This window comes from Marinimicrobium sp. ARAG 43.8, from assembly GCF_050113635.1.
Lineage (GTDB): Bacteria > Pseudomonadota > Gammaproteobacteria > Pseudomonadales > Cellvibrionaceae > Marinimicrobium.
Window position 1 is genome coordinate 357387 of record NZ_JBNJLT010000004.1, and the last position, 22489, is coordinate 379875.

Sequence of the window (22489 nt, forward strand, 5' to 3'; positions counted from 1 at the left end):
GGGGTGGGTGTTGAATAATTGGCCTTACCACTTGACAGTAAGGCTGTTTTTACGACATAGTGATTTTGCCTAAAAATCCACGCAGTTGCGGAGAATAAACATAAGGTAATCGCTATGAGCATTTATAAAACATCAACCCTCCTCTGTTTGGCTGGCCTGTTGAGTGCCTGCGGAGGCAGTATCGGCCATGAAACACCGACCCCCGGATCGGGTGTCAGCAGTAGTGCCGACAACAGTGCCGACAACAGTGTGTCCTCATCTTCCGGTCAGTCATCGTCTGGTGGAAGTGACGCCAGTGGCCCCGACGTGCTACGCGGTACGTTTTTGGACAGCGCCGTGGGTAATCTGCGCTTCAGCACTGCCAGCCAGAACGGCAGCACCACGGACGCCGGTGAGTTCTTCTACCGGGCCGGAGAGACCGTTACCTTTGCCATTGGTGACTTGACGCTGCCAGAGACTCGCGCCCGCGCTACGCTCACGCCACTCGATCTCGCTGACACCAGCGATCTGGCGGACCGTCGGGTGATTAACATGGTGCGGCTGCTCATCTCGCTGGACGTCGATGGCGATCCCGGCAATGGCATCACGCTGGATGAACAGGCCCACGGTGCAGCCACCGCACTGGATTTTGATCAGCCCGCCGAGGATTTTGCGCAGTCGGCTGCGGTAATCAACCTGCTCAGTGCCTCCGGTTCCGGCCGTGCCGCGCTGGTGTCCGAGGGCGACGCCATGGCGCATTTCCAGAGTACCCTGAATGGCCAGATCAACAGTCGTGTGATTGCCTCGGCCGATGGCCCGGGAGATACGTATGAACTGTTTGATGCGGCGTTTGGTGGCACGGCGGTGGAAACGCCGGTCTGTGATGAATCCACAGACAGCTTTGGCCGACGCATTACCGAGGTAATGGACGACGACCTGGAAACCTACGTGTTTGCGTTCCATATTCTGCGCGATGTGGATGGTGACCGTTGCATAGACACCATCACAGACCGTCAGCGTATTGAAGTCAAAACCTACTCGCCCTCGCCGGAAGATCGCATTGCTCGTGAGGGAGAGATTCACACCTACCGCTGGAAGTTCAAGCTGCCGGAAGGTTTTCAGCCGTCTTCCTCGTTTACACATATCTTCCAGATCAAAGCCTCCGGTGGTGATGACGGTATGCCCATCGTGACCTTTACGCCGCGTGCCGGCTCGCCCGAGCGCTTGCAGGTCATGTACGCGCCCGACGGTCCCACCGGGGCCTCTGAGGTGGCCGCTGCCAACCTGTCGGACTTTAAAGGTGAGTGGGTGGAAGCCTATGTGCGGACGCTGAACGCGGAAAGCGGTCGGCTCGAAGTGTCCCTGACCCGCCTGAGCGATGGCCAGACGCTGGTGGCCTGGAGCAATAACGACATTGATATGTGGCGCGACGGGGCCAACCTGAATCGACCCAAGTGGGGGATCTATCGCAGCCTTAACGATATCGCAATGCTGCGCGATGAAACCGTCTGGTTCAACGATTTCTGTATCGCCGAAGGTACCAATATTTGTCCGTCCGATATCACCGGCCAGAACCCGCCGGGTGGTGGCGATGTGCCCGATTTTGGGTTCGAAGCGGAAGCGCTGGGGCAGGCTCCCGCCGACTTTGAGGTAGAAGGTGATATTACCGTCTCCGACGAACAGGCGCGTGAAGGCAGCCAGTCCGTCAAGCTCTCCCACCCGGAGCCAGGGCAAGTGCGTATGCGCCAGGCCTTTGGCGCCATGGATACGGGGCGCTTGAAAGCCTCGGTTCGCCTGCCCGCCGACAGCGGCGTGGATACCCTGCTGACCGTGTACGCCGAGTCCTATAACTCGGCGAATCGTGCGATCGATATCATTCTGAAAACCGATGGCACGGTGCGCCGACGTGAAGGCAGTGCCCAGGAAGATGTGGTGACTGTGTCTACCGATGACTGGGTGGATATTGAAATCCAGTGGCAGTCTGTGTCGACCTCGAATGAATTTACCCTGTGGGTCAATGGCACAGAGGCCGGCACCTTTCCGGTGGCAACGACCGGTCTGACACCCGAGCGGGTGGAGTTCAAATTTGGTCAGAACGCCGAAGCAGTGAGCCCCGACAGTGTGTATGTGGATGCGGTGACCATCTCCGATCAGCTTGGCGAAGCCGATGGAGGCGACGGTGCTGAGCCGCCCCCGAGCGCGCCGGACTTTGGTTTCGAAACCGACACGCTGAGCGCGGCGCCCGCCGGCTTCGACGCCGAGGGTGATATTCAGGTGAGTGCAGAGATGGCACGGGAAGGCAGTCAGTCGGTTAAGTTCACTCATGCCGTCGAGGGTCAGGTACGCCTTCGGCAGAGTCAGGTACCGGCGGCCACTGGCTCTCTTAGCGCCGCCGTGTACATTCCGGCAGGCGTGGATGCAGATACCTTGATAACGCTCTACGCGGACACCTATAACTCGGCCAATCGATCCATTGACTTGTTGTTTAAGGGGGATGGAACCTTACGTCGCCGCGAAGGAGGCAGCCAGGAAGATGTGATCAGTTATAGCGTGGATGCCTGGAATGAGGTGACCGTAAGCTGGGAAGACGTCGCGGTTAGCAACGAATTCACCCTTTGGCTCAATGGCGTTGAACTGGGTACTTTTCCGGTGGCAACGCCGAATCTGGTGCCGGAGCGCGTTGAGTTCAAGTTCGGTGGCAATGCCGGTGAAATTAGCCCCGTCAGTGTCTATCTGGACGCGGTTTCAGGGTTTTAGGCAAGTGGTGACCGGCGCTTGATGTCAGTCTCTTCCCAAAGCGGCCCCGCCGGGCCGCTTTGGGGTGGAGCGGTGGGGCAGACCCATATTGCAAATTTGACTGAAAGCGATACAATTGGTCAGGCAGATTTACCAATTCGCCGCCCGGACGGGATGGCGTAGCCAATGATTTGAGAGGACAGAATGCAGGAAACTTGGAGATGGTTTGGCCCGAATGACCCGGTGAGCCTGAAGCATATTGCACAGGCAGGTGCCACGGGTGTGGTGACCTCGCTGCACCACATTCCCACCGGGGAGGCTTGGCCCATGGACGATATTCTGGAACGCAAGGCCTTGATTGAAAAGCAGGGTATGAGCTGGGCGGTGGTGGAAAGTGTGCCCGTACACAATGACATCAAAACGCGCAGCGGACAGTACCAAACGTACATCGATCATTACAAAACCTCGCTGCGCCGCCTGGGCGAGGCCGGTATTGATACCGTGTGTTACAACTTTATGCCGGTGGTGGACTGGACCCGCACCAACCTGACCTATGTGCTGCCGAACGAGAGCCAGGCGCTGCGTTTTGAGATGAGCGACTTTGCCGCCTACGATGTACACATTCTTCAGCGCCGCAACGCCGCCGCCGATTACGAGCCGGACGTACTGGCCCGAGCCGAGCAGCGCGTGCTGGCCATGAGTGATGAAGAGAAAGTCCTGCTGGAGAAAAACATTATTGCCGGGCTGCCCGGGGGCGATGGCTCCTATGACCGCGCCGGTATTATGGCGGCGATTGAACAGTTTATTGAAATTGGCAATGATGGCATGCGCGCCAATTTGTTTGCCTTCCTGAAAGAAGTGGTGCCGGTGGCGGAAGAAGCCGGAGTGCGTTTGTGCATTCACCCGGATGATCCACCGTTTTCGCTGTTCGGCCTGCCGCGTGTAGTCTCCACGGCGGATGACGCCCGCGCGTTGCTCGAAGCGGTTCCCAGCCCTGCCAACGGGCTGACGCTGTGTGCCGGTTCCTACGGAGCGCGTTGCGATAACGACCTGGTGAAAATGGCGAGCGAGTTTGGTTCACGCATTTATTTTGTGCATTTGCGCAATGTAAAACGTGAGGACGATGGCTCGTTCTATGAAGCCGATCATCTGGATGGTGACAACGATATGGTCGGCCTGATCGACCAGCTGCTCGCGGAAGAGGAGCGTCGCAAGGCTGAAGGAGGGCCGCAGTTGCAGATTCCCATGCGCCCGGACCACGGGCACCTGATGGCGGATGAAATTGGCCGCCAGGGTGTGAACCCCGGTTACTCGTATGCGGGCCGAATGAAAGGGTTGGCAGAGCTGCGCGGCGTGATTCACGCGTTGAAAATCATGCGCGGTCGTTCCGTCGCAAGCTGAAATCGGTGACATCGGAAAGCGCTTTGCCTTAAGCGTTGGATGGTAATAAAAAAGCGGCCGCTACCGGCCGCTTTTTTAATGGCGTCAAAGAGCTGGAGTGACTCGGGCGATCAATTCTGTCCGAAGTGCGTGGCCGCCGCTTCGGTGGCGTTCTCCAGATGTTTGCGCATGGCTTGCCGGGCGCCTTCGGCGTCACGGTTTGCCAGGGCTTCAATAATGGTGCGGTGGTCTTCCAGGATAGGGTGAACGCCTTCCTGGCGAATGCGCTGCGAAAAAGCGGTGTGCAGCTCGGATTGATTGCGCAGTTCCCACAGCCAGTCCACGACCGCATAAATAGCCGTGTTCTGGCAAGCCATTGCAATAATGTTGTGAAATTTCCAGTCCGCCTGTTCTGAGGCATCCTGTTTTTTGTTTTCCTCTTCCATTTCCCGGTAGGCGGCCCAGAGCTTTTCAATCTGCTCGTCCGAAATACGTTCAGCGGCCAGGGCGCAGGCTTCGGTTTCCAGCAGCATGCGGGTTTCCAGAATCTCGAAAGGGCCGATGCCTTTATCCCGTACTTCCAGCCTGGGTTTTTTACGGGTCACATAAATGCCGGAGCCGGTCCGGATTTCAATCACGCCTTGCAGTTCCAGGGCGATCATGGCTTCGCGGATGGTCGGGCGGCTTACCCCCAGGCGCTCGGCCAGTTCCCGTTCGGCGGGAAATTTCTGACCGGGCTCAATCTTGCCGTCGGAAATCAGTTGCGATAACTGGTTGGCGACCTTGATGTACAAACGGTCGGGCTTAATGGCTTCAAACTGCATGGTGGTGTGTCCTCGTGAGGCGGGGCGCGACCCTGGCAGTAGTTGGTGTGGCACGCTCCGCGCGCAGCGCGTTGCGACGTTCGTCGAGCGCCTTCTCTGATTAACCATCAAGTGTACTATGGACAAGGGGTAAAGCCAATTGGCCTTGGTGTTGTTGGCGGGCGGGCGGGATAAAAGGTAAACGGTAGGGTGAAAAAACGGGCCGGAGCACAAGGCGTGCTCCGGCCGTGCGTCAATCAGGGCTGAATTTCGCCCGTTTGATCCACGTAGACGTACACGCCTTTGACATCCTGACTGCGCAACTCAATGATGGAGGATTGCGCCGGGTCGGGTCGGTAGAGAATGGAAGCGTAGCCATTGGCCATTTCAATCTCGCTGCTCTTATCCGGCGTCCCATAGTTTTCCAGCAGCTCGCCCGCTTCCCCAAGGTTGCTGAAGTACACGCGCTCGTCACAGGTAATGCAGCGGTCGCCGTTCTTGTCCACCGCTTCGGCCTCGATTAACAACAGGCCGTCGTCCTGGGTACTGGCACTGAGTTTGATGTGCTCCAGCTTGTTGAGCGGATCGACGATGTAGGTCACGGTCATTTGATCCTCGGCGACTCGCTTCCCGTCTTTGTAACCCACGACGGCCAATGCGTTTTCGCCTTCGTTCAGCTCGGTGGTCCACACCAGGCCACCGGCGGGGACTTGTTTCGGATCGCGCTCCAGGCGTTTGAGGGATTTGCCGTTGACGCTCAACTGTGCCGCATCGGTGTTGCAATACACGGTAATGGTTTGCGGCTCGTTTTTCGCGCCACCGCGATGCGTCCAGGTATGGGACTCGATACGGCAGAACGGGTCCGTGGCCCAGTAGCTGGCGAACACGTAGTAGGCATCTTTTTTACGTCCCTGGCGATCCACCAGACCTTTCTGGTTCATGTAGGGAATCGGGTTTTCCGGACGCAAGGGGGTGGCGAAGTCTTTGAACGCCCACTGGGCGCTGCCGGCAAAGTTGGGCAGATTCTCCTGCACCTGAAGGTGCCAGTCGAACAGATCAACAATGTAGCTTTCGTTCCAGTCGGAATCTTTCGCCACGCTTTTCACCACGGCCTGGTTTACGGCTTCTTCCACATCCACCTGAGCGCCGGGAATCCCGTCTTTGGTGATGGGAGTCGGGGTATGACGCCCGACATGGCTGGAGCCGCCGTATTCCATATGCAGCATGTGCGGGTAATCGTTCATCGCTTTGCGCAAGGCTTCTTCATATTGAGCATAAGCGCCGCCGTACCAGCCGGCCCAGATGGACGGTGAGAACACATCGACAATATGCGCACCTTCATAGTATTTGCGAATGGAGGTCAGCCGCGTCGGGTCCAGGTCGTGGGCAATATCGTTCAGGTGCTGCAAGTACGGATTGAGCTTCTCGGGGTCACCGCCACCGGGGAAGTCTTCTTCCCAGTAAATTTCGTTGCCCAACGACCAGAATACGATGCTCGGGTGATTGCGGTTTTGTGCAATTTGCTGGCGAAGCAGGCGCTCGGTGTTGTCCTGCCATTGTTCGCCACCCATGCCGCCGCGACACCAGGGCAGTTCGTCCCACAGAATCAGGCCGAGTTCATCGGCAGCCCGGTAAATTTCCGGGTCCTGGGGGTAGTGGCCGAGGCGCACAAAGTTTGCGCCCAGATCCTTGATCATTTGCATGTCCTGGCGGTGCAGGCGGTTGGGCATGGCCGCGCCGAGCCCGGCGTGCTCTTCGTGGCGGTGGGTGCCGCGCAACAGTACCCGTTCGCCATTCAGGTAGAACGCGCCGTGGTCCTTAAATTCAAACCAGCGATAACCGTAGCGGGTGTTGTTGCTGTGCAGTGTGTCGCCGCTTTGTTTCAGTGCGACATCGACACGGTAAAGGTTCGGGTCTTCCGGTGACCACAGTGCCGGGTTGGGCATGGCTTCGGTGGGCAGCGGCACTTCGAACGCGCCCGGTGCCAGCGATACCGAGCGTGTCAGCTCGGCCACAGCGTGGCCATCGGGATCGATAATGCGGGCGGTCACCTCGTAGTCACGTTCTTTATTCGAGGTGTTGCGACCGTATACGAGAATGTCCGTCAGACCGCGCTCGGCATCGACCTCCGGCGTGTCCACACGGACTTGCCCAATGTAGACCTCGGGCACGACTTTCAGCCAGACATCCCGGGTCAGACCGCCGTGAATGACGAAGTCGGATTTTTGCGACGGAATCAGGTTGGGGTCGTAGGCGTTGCTGACCCGAACCATCAGCGTGTTGTCCTGATTGGCTTTCAGCGCATCGGTGATGTCCATTTCAAAACCAATATAGCCACCGACATGCTGGCCGATGTGGTCGCCGTTCAGGTAGACATCGGTGATCATGTTGGCGCCTTCGAAATACAGCAGGTAGCGCAGGGCGTCCTCGCTCGCTTCAGGGCGCAGGGTTTTTTGATACCAACTGGCGTTGCGTCGATAGCCGGGCAAGGCATCGACACTGTCGGTGGCGTTCCAGGTGTGGGGGAGGTTCAGGGACTGCCAGCCGCTGGCATCGCGCGCCTGGGTTTCGTTCTCGGTAATATTTTCCAGATAACCCCAGTTGGCGTTGAGCAACAGGGTATCCGGTTCGGCGGGCACGACAAACGGCGAGGCCTGGGTCTGGCCCAGTGCCAGCAGCAATCCGGCCAGCAGGCCGGTAGCGCTGCGGCGCAAACGGGGGCGTCGGGGTTGATGGTGTTTCACGTTGTACCTCTCTGAAAGGTCGTTGTTCTCATGGGTGGTTATGGTTGTGATGAGGCTGGAGTGCCGGGACGCCGGCGGCGCGCTCCGACAGCCACAGTAACGGATGGCGCACCGGCAGGTTGCGCCGCACTTCGTATTCGTCGGGGTCGGCGTCCAGTGATTGCCAGAGATCGATATCGCCCGGTTTTTCATAAGCCCAGGCGGACAGCACCAGGGAAATCTGCCGTACCGGCCAGTTGTCCCAGTACATGGCGTCCGGCGGCAGGGGCCATTGGGTTTTGTCGGCGATATAAGGCCGCATAAAAGCCATGGCACGCGGCAAGCCGCGCCCTTTGTCATCGCGGTACTGCCACAGGTTGTCGTCCGGTGTGGAGGCAATTTGCGCGAGGGTAGCCATGGCGTCGAGCACGAACAGCGAATAGCCGTAGGGCTTGGTGCGCGCAAGTTCGGCAGGAAAACCCCCGTCGGTATTCATCATTTCGCCGACGAACCGCGTTTTGAAATCGTGACGAATCTCCGCCAGCAGTGCGGTATTGCCGGTCAGGTCGGCGAAGGCGGCCGCTTGCATGGCCCAGGTAACGCCATGGTTGTTGGGATGTTCGCGTTCTTTAAGGCCAAAAGGATGCGTGGTCAGCCAGTGAAGGTAATCGGAAAACCAGGTGAGTACCTGTTCGCGAGTGTCTCCAGTCAGCTGGTCGCGGGCCATCAGATGTTGGGCACTGCGGGCGACTTCGACCAGGTGAATGGTGTCGATCACGCCGATGCTGCGCCCGGTGTTGCGGCCGTGAATGGCCTGGGCATAGCGCAGGTGTGGCGTCATTCGGGTATCCGCGTCGACAAACCAGGCGTTCAGGTGGCGGATGGCGGCTTGCGCGTAGCGGCGGTCTTCGGTCAGCAGATACGCGGAGGTCAGGCTGGCCACGATATCGCTGAAGCGCATCAGTGATTGCCGGTGGGCGATAAAGTTGTCCGGGTTGCTCAGTCCGTCACGCCGAATGTAAGGGCCGTTCGGATTGTCGGGGTCGGGCCACCAGTAGTCGCCTTCGGAATAAAAATCGTGGGCACCACCGGCACTGCGTTCACTGTGGTCAGCGGTCACGGTGCGGGGCTCGGCGTTCAAGTAGGCATTGGCTTTGCGCTCGATGCGCGGCTGTTCAATGCGCACCACCTCCGCTTCGAGGGAGGTGGTGGACGCCAGGCTCTGGTAGCCGCTGAGGCCCTGGTAGTCGCTGAGGCCCTGGCAGCCGCTGAGCCAGGCGCTCACCGCAATGGTTATTAACAGCCGCCAGGCTTTGGTCGAGCGTGCGGGGAAACGGTGTGGCTGGCTCATAAACTGGCTCTTCTAGCGCTCAGTCTTCGAATAAAGCTCAGAGGCCGCCAGCAGCAGCGCGCCGACACCGTAGAGCTGAGTGTCGTCCTCGGTGGCACTGCCCGGAGCGAAGCCCACCTGCTGGACCCAGCCGAGCATGCCGGACGGTTGCACGGCGTTGACCAGCGCCTGCCAGCCGAGCGCCACACTGTCCTCGTACGGTTCGCCTTCAATCAGGCCCTGATTCAGTCCCCAGGCGAGCGCGAAGACCAGCAGGCCGGTGCCACTGGATTCCGGCGCGGGTGCCTCGTGGTCGGCCAGCAGCGATGAGCGCCAGTTGCCGTCCGGGTGTTGCAGCTCCACCAGACGTGCGGCCATACTGCGGTAGAGACGCTCGTAGTTTTCCCGGTGCGCAAAGTCCTCTGGCATTTGCGCCAGAATACGCGCAATACCGGCAAGCACCCAGCCGTTGCCACGGCCCCAGTAAATCAGGCGACCGGCCTCATCGTGCCGCTCAAAGTAACGGCTGTCGCGCAGGTAGAGCTGTTCGTCTTCGTTGAAGAGGTAACGGGTGGTTTCCCAGAATTCCTGGTCGGCAAACTCGGCGTAGCGCGGGTCGCCGGTCAAACGGCTCAGGTCGAAGAACACCGGGGGGGCCATAAAAATGGCGTCGGCCCAGCACCAGCGTTCTCGGCATTTTTGATCGTTGAACACGCGGCCATCGGCTTCGAAGCGGTTGCGCTCGTCGTTGATAAACGCCAGATCCACCTCGCTCGGATGTTCAACCACCTCTGTGAGTACATCGCGGGTGTTCTCGATCATGTGCTCTTTACCGTATTGGCGGTAGAGATCGATGTAGACCTGTCCCATGGCGTGGTCATCGGCATCGTACACCCGGGGGCCAAGTTGCCACTGGTTAACTTCGCTCAGGTGTTTCACGGCCGTGCGGTACTCGGGTTGTCCGGACGCCTCGGCCCAGTGCATCAGGCCGATGTTCAGGGTGGCATTGACCCAGCCCTGGGGCAGCTCACTGGCCCGCTCTTCCTCGCGAAAGTTGTTGGTTTTCAGATCGTATTGCGCCAACTGCCAGTCAGCGACCCGGTTGGCAACGGCGCGCACAGCGTCCGGGGTGAGTTCGCCGGAGAGGTCCGTGCCGGTGCTCTCTGGCGGGTGGGCGCAGGCTGCCATGCCCAGGCCGAGCCCCAACGTGAGCAGCGCAGCGAGAGATCGTTGTGGTGTAGTCATGGTTACCCTCGTGTCATTATTTTACTGGCTGCGCCCGGGGTGAGGGCGCAGCATGATTGATTTTGGTAATGTGGTAATACCAATTTTGGTCAGTCTAAAGGCCTTTCCAGAAAATGTCTATGGCTGGTCCAGTCTCTGCCGAAGCTGGTATTCATACAGCGAGGGTGTGCCGGGCGGTGGTGCGTTCAGGCCGCGCACCACCGCATCGGGCCCATAGTCCACTTCCAGGGGGTAGTTGCCGTGCACACCGAGCAACCGAGCCTGAGGTCCATCGCTTACGCCATACAGTGCCAAGGGGCGCTCGCTGTCCGCTGGATAGGTATCGAGTTGAACCCGGATATTCCAGAAGGTGTTGTAGGCCCCGTGAGTGGGTTTCCAGTAGCTGGCGCCGCCGCCCTTGAATAACGGATAGCGGGCGCGCTCGCGCTGATCCTTGTCCAGGTGTACCAGTACTTCGATGTCATCAAACAGGTTCTGGTGGTTGGCGCCGGAATGCTGATCCAGCACCGGCGCCGTGAATACCTGGCTCTGGGTATAGATACTGCGGGTGGAGTAGGTGTTGAAGCTCAGCGGGTGGCGTACCTCGTTGTGAACCTTCAAGTGCTTGACCAGCACGTTGTGCGTATCGCCCATGGCAATACTGTAGTGGGCGAGATTCTCGCCGCTGGTGGTCACGTTTTCCAGCGTGAGATTGGCCACTTCCTCGGTCAGGATACCGCTGTCGGCGTTGCGGATTCTCAGGTCATTGACCCAGCCGTTGAACACTCGGGTAAGAAAAAGGCCGTTGTAACCGGGTTCGACGTGGTGAGCAATCATTGGTGAACGGGGGAAGGTGAGGCTCAGCCGCTCAATGCCCACTTCGGTGAGGTGCGGCCAATCGGTGATTTCGGTATGGCCACCACTGGCCTCAATGTCGTGCAGCAAAGTGTCTTTGATACGAATGCGATTGCCGTCCACCTCAGTGATCAGCACCGGCTGCTTGACCAGGGGCTGGTCGGGCAGTGTCCAGTGGTGCGAGCCGATATTCAGCTCATTGTGGGGGTAGGGGTACAGGGCCTTTAGCAGCGGGCCGTCTTCGCCGTCCCGGTTGTGCCAGTTGATACTGATGACCTGCCCGGCTTTCAGGGAATGGTCGGCGTCAACGGTCAGCCAGGAGTCGCCGCGCTGGCCCTGGATAGCGTGCGCCAACGACGCCTGCGGTTGATTGTAGTCTTCCAGATACGCTTTTACCCGCTGGCCGGGAACCCGCGTCCAGATAAAGCCACCTGCCCAGGAGTATTGAGAGAAAGCCAAATCGATATGGTTGGCTTTTTCCCGCTGGCGTTTGTCCTGGGCGACCAGGTATTCGCGCAGTTCCCGCAAATCCGGCGGGTCTGGCAGGTATTGCAACGGCCGTGGGAAGTAGAGCTCGGTGGCGCCGCTGCCCTGCCCTCGCAAAACCATCTGGCTGCGTTCCAGGTAGAGAATATCACTGACAATAATCCGGCCAGCGGGCAATTGCAGCACCACTGGCCCTGAGGTGTCATGAGCCACGGCCAGGGCTTTTTTCAGGGCCACACTGTCGTCTTTATCGTCATCGGCTTGCACGCCGTACTCGGTGGCCTCAATGACGGTGGGGTTGTCGAGTGCTGGAGCCTTTTCCCCGAATTGATAGCCCGCATAGGAGAAGTCCGGCAAATAACCGTCTTCGGCGGTGAAAGGGGCGGGCTGAGCCTGCAGGGCGGCTGGTGCAGAAAACGCAAGGATTATTGCGCAAATGCCCGCACCTTTGCGGGCAGGTGTCCTCTCTCTTCGGGATCGCAACATACATCCATCCTCTTAATTAGTCGTTATCGTAGGGTGTGTCCGGTTGATTCTTGTTGGTGCGAGGTGATGGTATCAAAAAAATTGGCCTTACAGCTTTACCATCATACCATGTTGGTGCATACTCGCCATAACGGTGACAAACAGAAGCCTGGGAAAACAACGGCGCAACGACGTCAGAGAGAAGCCTGTTTGTCCGCCAAGTTGGCCTGACCGTTTTACAATAAGATCCGCTGGCCTTTGGGTCAATTGATCTGAAACCAATAAAACAACTCTGCTAATAACAATCCCATGAGGGAGGACAAGACGTATGACATTCAACTGTCCACAACAGGCACGGTTTCCGCGTGCCCGGCTTGGCTTGTTCCGCCGCAGCGCTCTGGCGCTGGCCTTAACCGCGGCCGCTGCTCCACTGGTGGCTCAAGATACCGCACAAACGAATGCCCAGACTGAGGGTGTCCAGGCACTGGAAGAAATTCTGGTAACGGGCGCCATTCGGGATACGCTGCGCAATTCGATTGAAATCAAACGCGATTCCACCACGATTGTCGATGCCCTGTCCGCCAGCGAGATGGGGGCATTGCCCGACCTGTCTGTGGCGGAAACGCTGGAGCGGATTACGGGTGTGACTGGTGACCGCTTCAAGGGTAACTCCAGTGAAATTTCCGTGCGCGGCCTGGGCCCTTTCCTGGGGGCTTCCACCTATAACGGCCGGGAAGTCAGCTCCGGCAGCGGTAACCGGTCAGTGGCTTTCTCCCAGTTTCCCTCCGAGCTGGTAAACGGTGCCGTGGTTTACAAGGCGCAACAGGCGAGCCTGATGGAAGGCGGTGTGGCGGGCGTGATTGACTTGCGCAGCCTGCGCCCGATTGATTTTGGCAAACGCCGTATCCAGGGTGAAGTCAAGGCGAACTACAACGAGTACCAGGCGCGCATGGCGGGCGAGAATGGTGTGGGGCTGCGCGGCTCCGCCTCTTACACTGATGTGTTCGACACCGCCATTGGCACCATCGGTTTTGCCATTGGATACGCGGGGCACGAGTCGTCCACCCCGGAAGAGAGCTACAACACGAGTTCCACCTTGCGTAACTGTAACTCCGATTACGTGGCGGACTTTGGCGGTTCCGGCAGTTGGAATCCCTGTAGCTGGAGTGACGATAACGCGGCGGCGGGCGACGGTCCGGCGGCCAATGGCGATTACTACTTTGTGCCGAACCTGCAATATTTCCGTCAGATGGAATCGCAGGAGCAGCGTGACGCCGTGATGAGTACGATTCAGTGGCAGCCGAACGACGACTGGGATGTGACACTGGATCTGCAAAAGTCCGATCGTTTCTACTATGAGGATCGCCACGATCTGTATCTGGATGACGGGCAGAACAATATCACCAATTGGGAAACCAATGACGCCCATGCGCTGACGTCTTACACCGGGCAAACCCGATTCAGCACCTACGGTGAGTATCGCGAGCGCGATGAGGAATACACCGGCAGCGGACTGAATGTTTCCTGGAATGCCACTGATCGTTTGCGTCTGGAAGCGGACTTGTCTTACTCCGACACCACGCGTTACCAGGAAACCTGGCAAACCCGTTTCCGCTCGGATCGCTTGTGGTTCGATTGGGCCGCCAATGGCGATGAGTGGCCGACCATCGATCGTGTGTATTCCGATCTCAATGATCCGGAAGGCTCGGCGGTGGGGCGTGCCGCGTTCAATGACTTGTCTTTCTATGAAGGTGGTGCGACCGACGGTCGCCGTGCTCGTTACGGTGAGTTCCTGATTGAAGATACCATCAGTGCGGTCCGCTTTGAGGGTGAATATTCTTTCGATGGTGGTTTTATCTCGTCCATTGAAGCGGGCGTGCGTTACTCCGACCACGACCACAACAACTACAGCGAAGACCAGTACGCCGCTCAACAGGAGGCGGGAACCTACGCGGATGTCAACGACATTGCCGAGCATTGCGCTACGCCATTCCCGCAGGCGGACTACGGTTCGGATACCTCGGTGACGTTCGACCACTGGGCCACCTACGATACGTTGTGCGCGTTCGAGCGGATGGTGGGGAATGAGGACTGGTCCCAGTCACCCGAGGACCCGAGCTCCGGTGACGTTGTGCTGAACGAAGAGGTGACCTCTGCGTTCGTGATGGCCAACTTCGAAACCGAACTGGCGGGTATTCCTGTTACGGGGAATGTGGGTGTCCGTGTGGTGAACACCGACATTACTTCGGAAGGCTACCGTCAAAGCTTCCTGGTGGAAACCACTGGTGCCGGAACGGATGAAGATCCGTTGAGCTTCATTATTACCGAAGATACTGACACGTTGACCCAGGAAACCTACACCAACAGCTACACCAATGTGCTGCCCAGCGCGAACGTCAATTTCCTGCTGCGGGACGACATTGAGCTGCGTCTGGCGTACTACAAGGCGGTGTCGCGTCCGGATATGTGGTGGCTGGGTGCCGGTCGTGACTTGAATCTTGGGGGTGGCGAAGAAGAGTACGCGAGTCTGGAAGATGCCGTAGCCGACGGTTCCGTGACGGCCTTTGGCAATCCGCAAATGGAAGCCATCGAGTCCGATAACTTCGATATTTCGGTAGGCTGGTACCCGACGGAAGACACCGCGATTTCCGCGGCGGTCTATCACAAACGCTTCAATGCCGGGCTCGATACGGCCGATGGTGTGGTTGAAACGTTTGTGATCAATGACCAGCCGGCTCAGATGGAGGTCAACGGTATTATTGAAAACACCGGTGACAGCTCTTCGATCAACGGCGTCGAACTGACAGTGCAGCACGGCTTTACGTATCTGCCGGAACCGTTTGACGGGCTAGGTGTGTCGGCGGGCTACAACTACGCCGATACCGATTTCGAGTACTTTGAAAACGGCTCTGAAATTACCGATGACATCTACGTTCCGCCCGCCAACCTGCCGGGCTTCTCTAAGGAGAGCTACAACGTGGAAGGTTACTGGGAAAAGTACGGTGCCAGTGCCCGGCTCTCCTACAAGTACCGCTCGGATTACCTCAAGCCCTTTGGCAGTGACTTCGGGCAAACCAATCGGTACGTGCAGGCCACCAAATCTCTGGATTTGTCCCTGGCGTACAACCTGAGCGCGAACCTGCAGATCAAACTGCAGGCACTCAACCTGGCGAACGATGCCTACGTTGAGTATCGCGTGGCGAACGATGCGTTCAACCGCATCGAGTATAGCGGACGCAGGTACTTCTTGGGCTTGCGCTTCCGCATGTAGGTGATCTCCTACTCCCACGACCTTGTAGTAAACGGATTATCTCTCACTACTACTTTATTGCGGGCATGATGCCCGCTTTTTTTACGTCAATTGTTGACAACGTTGTCGTTATTGGTTAAAAACTGTCCTGCCTGCCTTTTCCCCTATTGGCTTCCGTTTCAGATTTGTCTGATAAATCTTCCAGGGATTGAGTGGCTAGGTCGCGGTCTGGCTCGTCTGTAGCTCTCGCCTGCGCCTGAAAATGCCTGTTTAGAAGGAGTCTTGTGATGCTAGTTTCACACCTGTTGTCAGTATGCTCCGGTTGTTACACAACTTTCAAAGTGTGGCGAATATTGGTGATAGTCCTGTTATCCATGGCGGGGAATTTGGCTCACGCTGCTGCGCAGTTTACTTCAGCGCCTAGTACCAGTAGCAGTGGCACTTATACCTTGAGCTGGAGCGGCGCAACCAGCTTTAGCGCTATACATGAAAAATACGGTGCTGATGGAGAGTGGGTTATGCTCCTCAATCCATCAAACCCTACAAATTATGATCTGGGAAAATTTCCAACAGCCTATTCTTTAACGCTCACCAGAACAACACCTGGCTTATACCATTACAGACTTTACAATTGTTTTTTTCAGGGCGGGCCACCCAGTGGAAACCCGGCCTGTAATATTACCGATACGCATACTGTTACCGTGGGCTCCTTGCCTGCCCCAACGGTAACAGCGTCATTCTCTCCAAAAACCATCAACGAAGGCGGTACCGCAACCCTGAGCTGGAGTGCCACTAACGCGACCAGTTGCAGTGCAACGGGTATCAGCGGCGTCAGCGGTACATCGGGCAGTACGACCTACCACGCCCCCACAGCGATGAGCAGCAATCAAACCGTTACTATTCCTGTCACATGTGCAGGCGGTGGTGGCAGTAGAACGACAAAGGCATCGATCAATGTCAATTGGATCAATGATGTCCCAACGATTTCCGCTATTGGTAACCGTACAATTAACGAAGATACCAGCACCGGACCGATTGCATTTACCGTCAGTGATGCAGAAACTCCAGCGAGCTCACTGGTGGTGACTGCTACCTCCAGTAATACTTCACTGGTGCCCAACAACCGTCTTGTTCTGGGCGGCAGCGGAGCCAACCGCACAATTATCGTGACGCCCGCCGCCGATGCCTTTGGCAGTGCAACCATCACCGTGCGAGTGACTGATGCGCACGGAGCTCATGCCAAGCGGACATTTACGGTCGTCATCAACCCAATGAATGACGCGCCGACGATTTCCGCTATTGCCAATATCACGATTAACGAAAACAGCTCTACTGGTGCTCGCAGCTTTACTGTCAATGATGTAGATACGGCTTTATCGGCTCTAACGATTACCGCATCTTCCAACAACACGACGTTGATACCTAATGGCAATGTCGTGCTGGGAGGATCAGGCAGCGACCGCACTATCAATGTCACGCCCGCTACGAATAGACACGGCAGTGCAACAGTGACAGTCATCGTATCCGATGGCAAGCTGAGTGCTAGCCGAAGCTTTACGATAACGGTCAATGACCTGCCGGCACAATTCACGTCTATACCGACGACCAGCGCCAGTGGTGTTATCGCCATGAGCTGGAGTCATGCAAGAGAGTACGTTGGCGTTCGTGTGCGTGAAGGCACCACGGGTCAGTGGACCCTGGTAGTGCATCCGGCCGCTGCTACAGGCTCTTTTACGGATACCCGTTTCCAGAATGGAACCTATTATTATGAGCTGCTTGATTGCTATCACACTGGCGGGCCACCGAATGGGAATCCGACCTGTTCAGTAACCGATACTCGCACCGTGGTGGTCGCCTTCCCGGCACCGATAATCACCGCCAGCTTCAACCCGGCCAGTATCAGCGAAAGCCCGAACAGTGGTGGTGCCAAAACCTCCACACTCATCTGGAGCACAACCAACGCTCACACATGCAGCGCCACCGGCATCAGTGGGGTGAACAGCACAGCCGGCAGTGTGACCTACACCGCCCCCTCGACTATGAGCAATAACCAGCAGTTGGACGTAGTGTTCAGCTGCACCGGTCAGGGACCTTCCACCGTTACAAAAACGGCCTCACTGACCATCAACGCCGTCAATGATGCACCGACAATTTCCGCCCTGAATAACCGTACCATCGACGAAGATACCAGCACCGGCGCGATTTCTTTCACGGTGGCTGATGAAGAAACTGCCGCTAGTGCCCTGACCGTATCTGCCACTTCTAGCAATACCGCACTGGTGCCCAATAACCGGCTTGTCCTGGGTGGCAGTGGCACCAATCGCACCCTGACGGTGACCCCGGCAGCCAATGCCTTCGGGATCACGACCATCACGGTCACCGTGACCGATGTCAACGGTGCCTCTGCCCAGCGCAGTTTCGTTTTGACCGTCAACTCCGTCAACGACTTGCCAACCATCTCGACCATTCCCAATCAGCACATTGCGGTAGACACGTCAACGCCCACGCTGAACTTTACCGTCAGTGATATCGAGACCCCGGTAGCCTTGCTCAACGTGACAGCCTCTTCCGATAAGCCCGGTCTGATTGCGTCCAGTGGTATTGTTCTGGGCGGCAGCGGTGCCTCCCGTACAGTGAAGGTTACCCCGATAGCTGGGCAGAGTGGTCTGGCAAGGATGACGCTCAAGGTCACGGATACCGACGGCGGTGAAAGCACCCGGTCAATCAATGTCTCAGTCTTGGCCGATACCAGTACCACTTTTGACATGAACCAAGCGCCGGCAGACTTCAATTACAGCCTGACCGGTAGTGTCACAAACCTGGGTGAGGGTGATTTTGTGGCCATCACCCAGGGAGCCCTGAATGTGGATGGTGGTGCTGCCAGCTACAGCATCCCGATTGAATTACCGTCGGCCATCCGTGGCCTGGCACCCAAATTGAACCTGGGTTACAACAGCCGTGGCGGCGACAGTGTGATGGGAGTTGGCTGGTCGTTGGGCGGCTTGTCCTCCATCCATCGCTGCCGCACGACCTTTGCGACAGAGGGTGGACAAGCCCAGAAATCCAACCCGCGTTATTCAAAGGGGGATCGTCTGTGCCTGAATGGCCAGAAACTGGTGATTGCTGACAGCACCACACCGGTCACTGACAGCACTTACTGGGCAGCCAATGCGGTCTATCAAACCGAGATCGACAGTTTTGTGCGTATCCAGGCTTATGGTGCTCACCAGGGCGGACCACAGTATTTCACTTTGACCACCAAAGATGGCCGTACCCTGACCTTTGGAAGGCAAGAGGCCAGCCAGAACAGTCGTATCTATGCGCCGGGACAAGCCAATGGTCCGGTTGATACTTGGGCACTGGACAAGGTGGAGGACCGCTATGGCAACCACTACCAGGTGCATTACCTGCGGGATACCGCCAAAGGGGAATACTACCCCTCCCATATCACCTGGGAGCCGGAATCGGCAGTGGTGTTCAGCTACATCAACCGGACCGGCAACACGCCCTGGGGTTATGACGGTGGGCACAAATACGAACGCACAAAATTACTGGATAAGGTGACGACCTACATTGGTATCACCAACAGTAGTGCGCCGACAGTCGGCACCAAGGTCAGGGAATACGGCATTGATTACCAGCTCAGCGAGACGACCAACCGTCATCTGGTGCAGGAAATCCAGGAGTGCGGTTTTGCCAAAACAGGAGAGAAGCAGTGTGCGAAACCATTGCAGTTTGAATGGCAGGAAGGAGAGCTCGGGTTTGAGGACACACCGCAACCCTTACCCTATAACGGTGTTCTTTTTGATGATGTGAACAACGATGGTTATGTGGATATCATCGGCGAAAAGAGTTTGCTTGCCTGGGGGGCTGCTAATGGCTTTTCCGCTGCGAATTATGAAGAATCTGATTTTTTTCATCTAATTCAGACCGCGCAAGGTAAGGCTGTGATCAGGGGGGTGCGTCGCCCAGGTTATTTGGATGTCTATTTGAGTCGTATGTCGCCCTCGACGGCCATGACCTCACAATTGATTACCACCTTGCAGCGGCGTGATCATGATGCACCGAGAGTACAGGTCGAAGATCTGAATAACGATGGTTTGACGGACATTATTATTCAACCAATTATTGCAGAAGGTCTTCCCTATGGTAGCCGCTTTTGGATACAACAAACCAACGGGACCTTTGTGCAGTCCGGGACACCTGGTGCGCGTATTTATAACGCCTCGGAAGTTGTTTATTTTGACATCAATACCGATGGACTGGTCGATCAGACTTATGTGGCATTCCCTGATTCTAATTCCAATCAGGCGCCTAACAATCGGTTTGTTGGCAATCTCAATGAAGTGAATTTTTTCAGTTTAGAAAGGCACAGCAGGACCATTGTCAGCCCTGAGCCGCCGATAGTCCCTGCACCTGGCAGTATGGGGGGTGTCGGGGCTCGACAGATATATGGGAACAATACAGGACTTTGGCGCACGCTGATCGATATCAATGGTGATGGCAACACAGATTTGCTCTACCGAGAGCCCTATACTGAATGGGTCGTACGCCCGTCTATGGCAGGTGGGGGCTCCTATGACGATGCTCCAATAATCTATACCGGAGTGCCTGTTGTACCCATGGAATACCCAAATTCTGGCCAGTATTCATTTGTGATGGATTACAACAAGGATGGGTTGGATGACTTTATTGTCTTCTCTGGAGAGCGCTATGCCTGGAATATGCGCGTCTTTTACGCTGAGTACAAAAACGGACAATTGCAGTTTGTTGATGCCGGTGTAGACCCCTTTAAAAATAAACTGGTTTACCTCGCGGCCTATCCGATTGCGCCTAGTGCAGCAACCACTAATCCGCTGCGTGGCGATATCAACAACGATGGTTTGGTGGATATGGTTGTAGGTTCATACTACTACGCCGCCAAGCAGCAACAACCCGACTTACTCAAAAAAGTCACCAACGGCTTTGGCGCAACCCAGGAGCTGAGCTACAGCCCGCTGACCGGTGACGACAACAACGGTAAGCCCCTGTACACGCCGGACAGCACGGCACCGACCTTCCCGCAGGCGCCTGTTGATCGTGGCATGCAGGTGGTCAAAAAGCTGTCCGTCAGTAATGGGGTGGGCGGTAAAACCCATACCTGGTTCAACTATCGCGGTGGCAAGCAACATCTACAGGGCCGAGGCTTCCTGGGTTTTGCATCGGTGGAAACCACACGCAGTGATACCGGCGTACAAACCACCACCCGTTATCGCCAGGACTACCCCTACACGGGCAAAGTCAGTGAAACCCTCAGCCAGGATGCCAGCGGCAATCTGATGAACCGTGCCCAGCACCACTACGCCGTGCACCCGGATAACAACCGTTTCCCTTACCCGGTTCACTCCATTCGGCAGGACTACCAGTTGCTGACCCGCTCCCAGGGCGCTCCCCTGAGTGTCAGCAAAGAGAAAAATACCTTTGATGCCTGCGGCAATCTCACCGCCCGTACCACGACCGTCGGCTCCGACCTGTCCGGCACGACCGTCACGGGCGTCCTCAACCAAAGCGTGTTGACCAACACCCTGATCAACACCGGGAATAACGACTGTTCCGATGATTTCATCACGGCCACCACCGTGACTGACTCTGAAGCCGGGGGCGTTAATTCACGCACCGTCACCACCGAGTATGAGCCCAACAGCCAGTTTGATGTGTACCAGCAAACCCTGTTTGAAGGCACAGACTTGGAAGTGGTGACCACCACCGACCGTAACGCTCAGGGCGTGATTACCCGCACGGAAACCACAGCGGCCGATCTGAACAGTAGCTCGGCGGCGGCCCGTGTGACCACCTTTGGGGACTTTGACAAAAACCTTTACCCGGCCACGATCACCAACGCCGAAGGGCATATTACCCTGGCGTCTTACGATGACCGCTTTGGTAAAATGAATCAGGAAGCAGACCCCAACGGCCTGATCAGCACACGGGAATACGATGCGCTGGGCCGCACCGTTCGCAAAGTCGCAGCGGACGGCACCGTCACCGAACGCCTGTCCTGGTATTGCGCGAGTGCGCCGCTTGCGTGTCCGGGCAACGCTGTCTATGTAACGGCCACTCAAATTACCCACCCGAGTGAATCCGGCAAGCTCGGTGCGCCGCTTTCCGTCAGTTACTACGACAGCCAGCAGAGAGTGGTACGCGAAGAAGCGTTCACGCTCAACCAGACGGCGGTAAAACGCGATACTCAATACACGGCGGAAGGCTATACCCATCGTGTATCAGAGCCTTACACCGGTTTTGCCAGCCACTGGACCACCTACAGCGATTACGATGCCCTGGGACGTGCGGGCACCGTCACCGGCCCCGACGGGGGTGGTGTGCATGTCGCCTACAGCCGGGATGGAAATACGGTAAAGACCACAGAAACTGCCACCGTCATGGCCCCCAACGGCTCCGACACTCAAACCACCCAACGTTACACCAATGCCCTGGGTCAGGTCGTACGGGTAGAGGATGCGCTGGGCACCCCGGTGGAGTACAGCTACGACGCTCAAGGCAACCTCAGAACGACGCGAGTGGATAACAATACCGCCACGACCATTACCGTTACCCACGACCTGGCGGGTAACAAAACCCGCATTGTCGACCCGGATGCCGGCGTCATTGATTTTGCCTACAGCGGCTTCGGCGAATTACGCCGACAAACCTGGCAGGCGGGCGTCAGCGGTCACGCAAAATCCATGACCTATACCTACGACCGCCTGGGCCGTAAAACCAGCCGAACCGATCAGCCCGCCAGTGGCAGCGCCACCAGCTACTACTGGCAGTGGGATGCCCCCGGCCAAATCGGCTTGCTGGCCAGCCAGTCCGGTAATGGCTACAGCGAATCCTTCGCCTATGACCACCTGTCGCGGCTACAGGCTCAAACCACAACCCTCAGTGGCCTGTCCGGTAGCCGGGCCTTTACCTACGGCTATGACCACTTTAGCCGTCCGACCACGACCACCTATCCTTCCGGCCTGTCCATCACCCGGGACTACCAGGCCAGTGGCCTCCATGTGCGCACCCGCAACACCACCGGCAGCGCCAACGACACCCTCTGGGTGCAAGGCGACCTCATCAACGAACGGGGCCAACTGACCCACGAGCTCTTTGGCAACGGCGTGGTGACCGCCCGAGGCTACACCCCGAGCACGGGTCGACTGCAAAGCATTACCAGTGGGCGACTGACCGACAACAACACCTTGAACCGGCTCAACGGCGATATTCAGGCGCT

At 57.2% G+C, this 22489-nt stretch carries 9 protein-coding genes; 4 read left to right on the plus strand and 5 right to left on the minus strand.

Annotation, left to right across the window (positions count from 1 at the left end; translation table 11 throughout):
• Positions 1 to 114: 114 nt before the first annotated feature.
• Both ACQCLF_RS10640 and uxuA read left to right on the plus strand, forming a co-directional pair.
• The gene (locus ACQCLF_RS10640) at positions 115 to 2736 is read left to right on the plus strand and encodes a hypothetical protein (RefSeq protein ID WP_426987047.1); all 2622 of its coding nucleotides are present in this window, start codon (positions 115 to 117) and stop codon (positions 2734 to 2736) included.
• 183 nt (positions 2737 to 2919) lie between these two features.
• A complete protein-coding gene (uxuA, locus tag ACQCLF_RS10645) occupies positions 2920 to 4116 on the plus strand; it encodes a mannonate dehydratase (RefSeq protein WP_426987049.1) in 1197 nt (398 codons plus the stop codon).
• A 110-nt stretch (positions 4117 to 4226) separates the two neighbouring features.
• Here uxuA and ACQCLF_RS10650 read toward each other — a convergent pair whose 3' ends face one another.
• From ACQCLF_RS10650 to ACQCLF_RS10670, 5 genes are all read right to left on the minus strand, one after another.
• Positions 4227 to 4919, minus strand: a complete 693-nt coding sequence (locus tag ACQCLF_RS10650) for a FadR/GntR family transcriptional regulator (RefSeq protein ID WP_426987051.1) — start codon at positions 4917 to 4919, stop codon at positions 4227 to 4229.
• Between the two features lie 236 nt (positions 4920 to 5155).
• Positions 5156 to 7642, minus strand: a complete 2487-nt coding sequence (locus ACQCLF_RS10655; protein ID WP_426987053.1) for a glycoside hydrolase family 2 protein — start codon at positions 7640 to 7642, stop codon at positions 5156 to 5158.
• A gap of 28 nt (positions 7643 to 7670) precedes the next feature.
• Entirely contained in the window at positions 7671 to 8972 is a 1302-nt protein-coding gene (locus ACQCLF_RS10660; RefSeq protein ID WP_426987055.1) for an alginate lyase family protein, read from the minus strand.
• 12 nt (positions 8973 to 8984) lie between these two features.
• Positions 8985 to 10196, minus strand: coding sequence for a glycoside hydrolase family 88/105 protein (locus ACQCLF_RS10665; RefSeq protein WP_426987057.1), 1212 nt, complete (start codon positions 10194 to 10196; stop codon positions 8985 to 8987).
• Between the two features lie 117 nt (positions 10197 to 10313).
• The gene (locus tag ACQCLF_RS10670; RefSeq protein ID WP_426987059.1) at positions 10314 to 12002 is read right to left on the minus strand and encodes a hypothetical protein; all 1689 of its coding nucleotides are present in this window, start codon (positions 12000 to 12002) and stop codon (positions 10314 to 10316) included.
• A gap of 307 nt (positions 12003 to 12309) precedes the next feature.
• Here ACQCLF_RS10670 and ACQCLF_RS10675 point away from each other — a divergent pair, with 307 nt between their 5' ends.
• Positions 12310 to 15252, plus strand: coding sequence for a TonB-dependent receptor (locus tag ACQCLF_RS10675; protein WP_426987061.1), 2943 nt, complete (start codon positions 12310 to 12312; stop codon positions 15250 to 15252).
• Positions 15253 to 15941: 689 nt separating this feature from the next.
• Positions 15942 to 22489: SpvB/TcaC N-terminal domain-containing protein (locus ACQCLF_RS10680; protein ID WP_426987063.1), on the plus strand; the 6548-nt coding region annotated here is incomplete at its 3' end.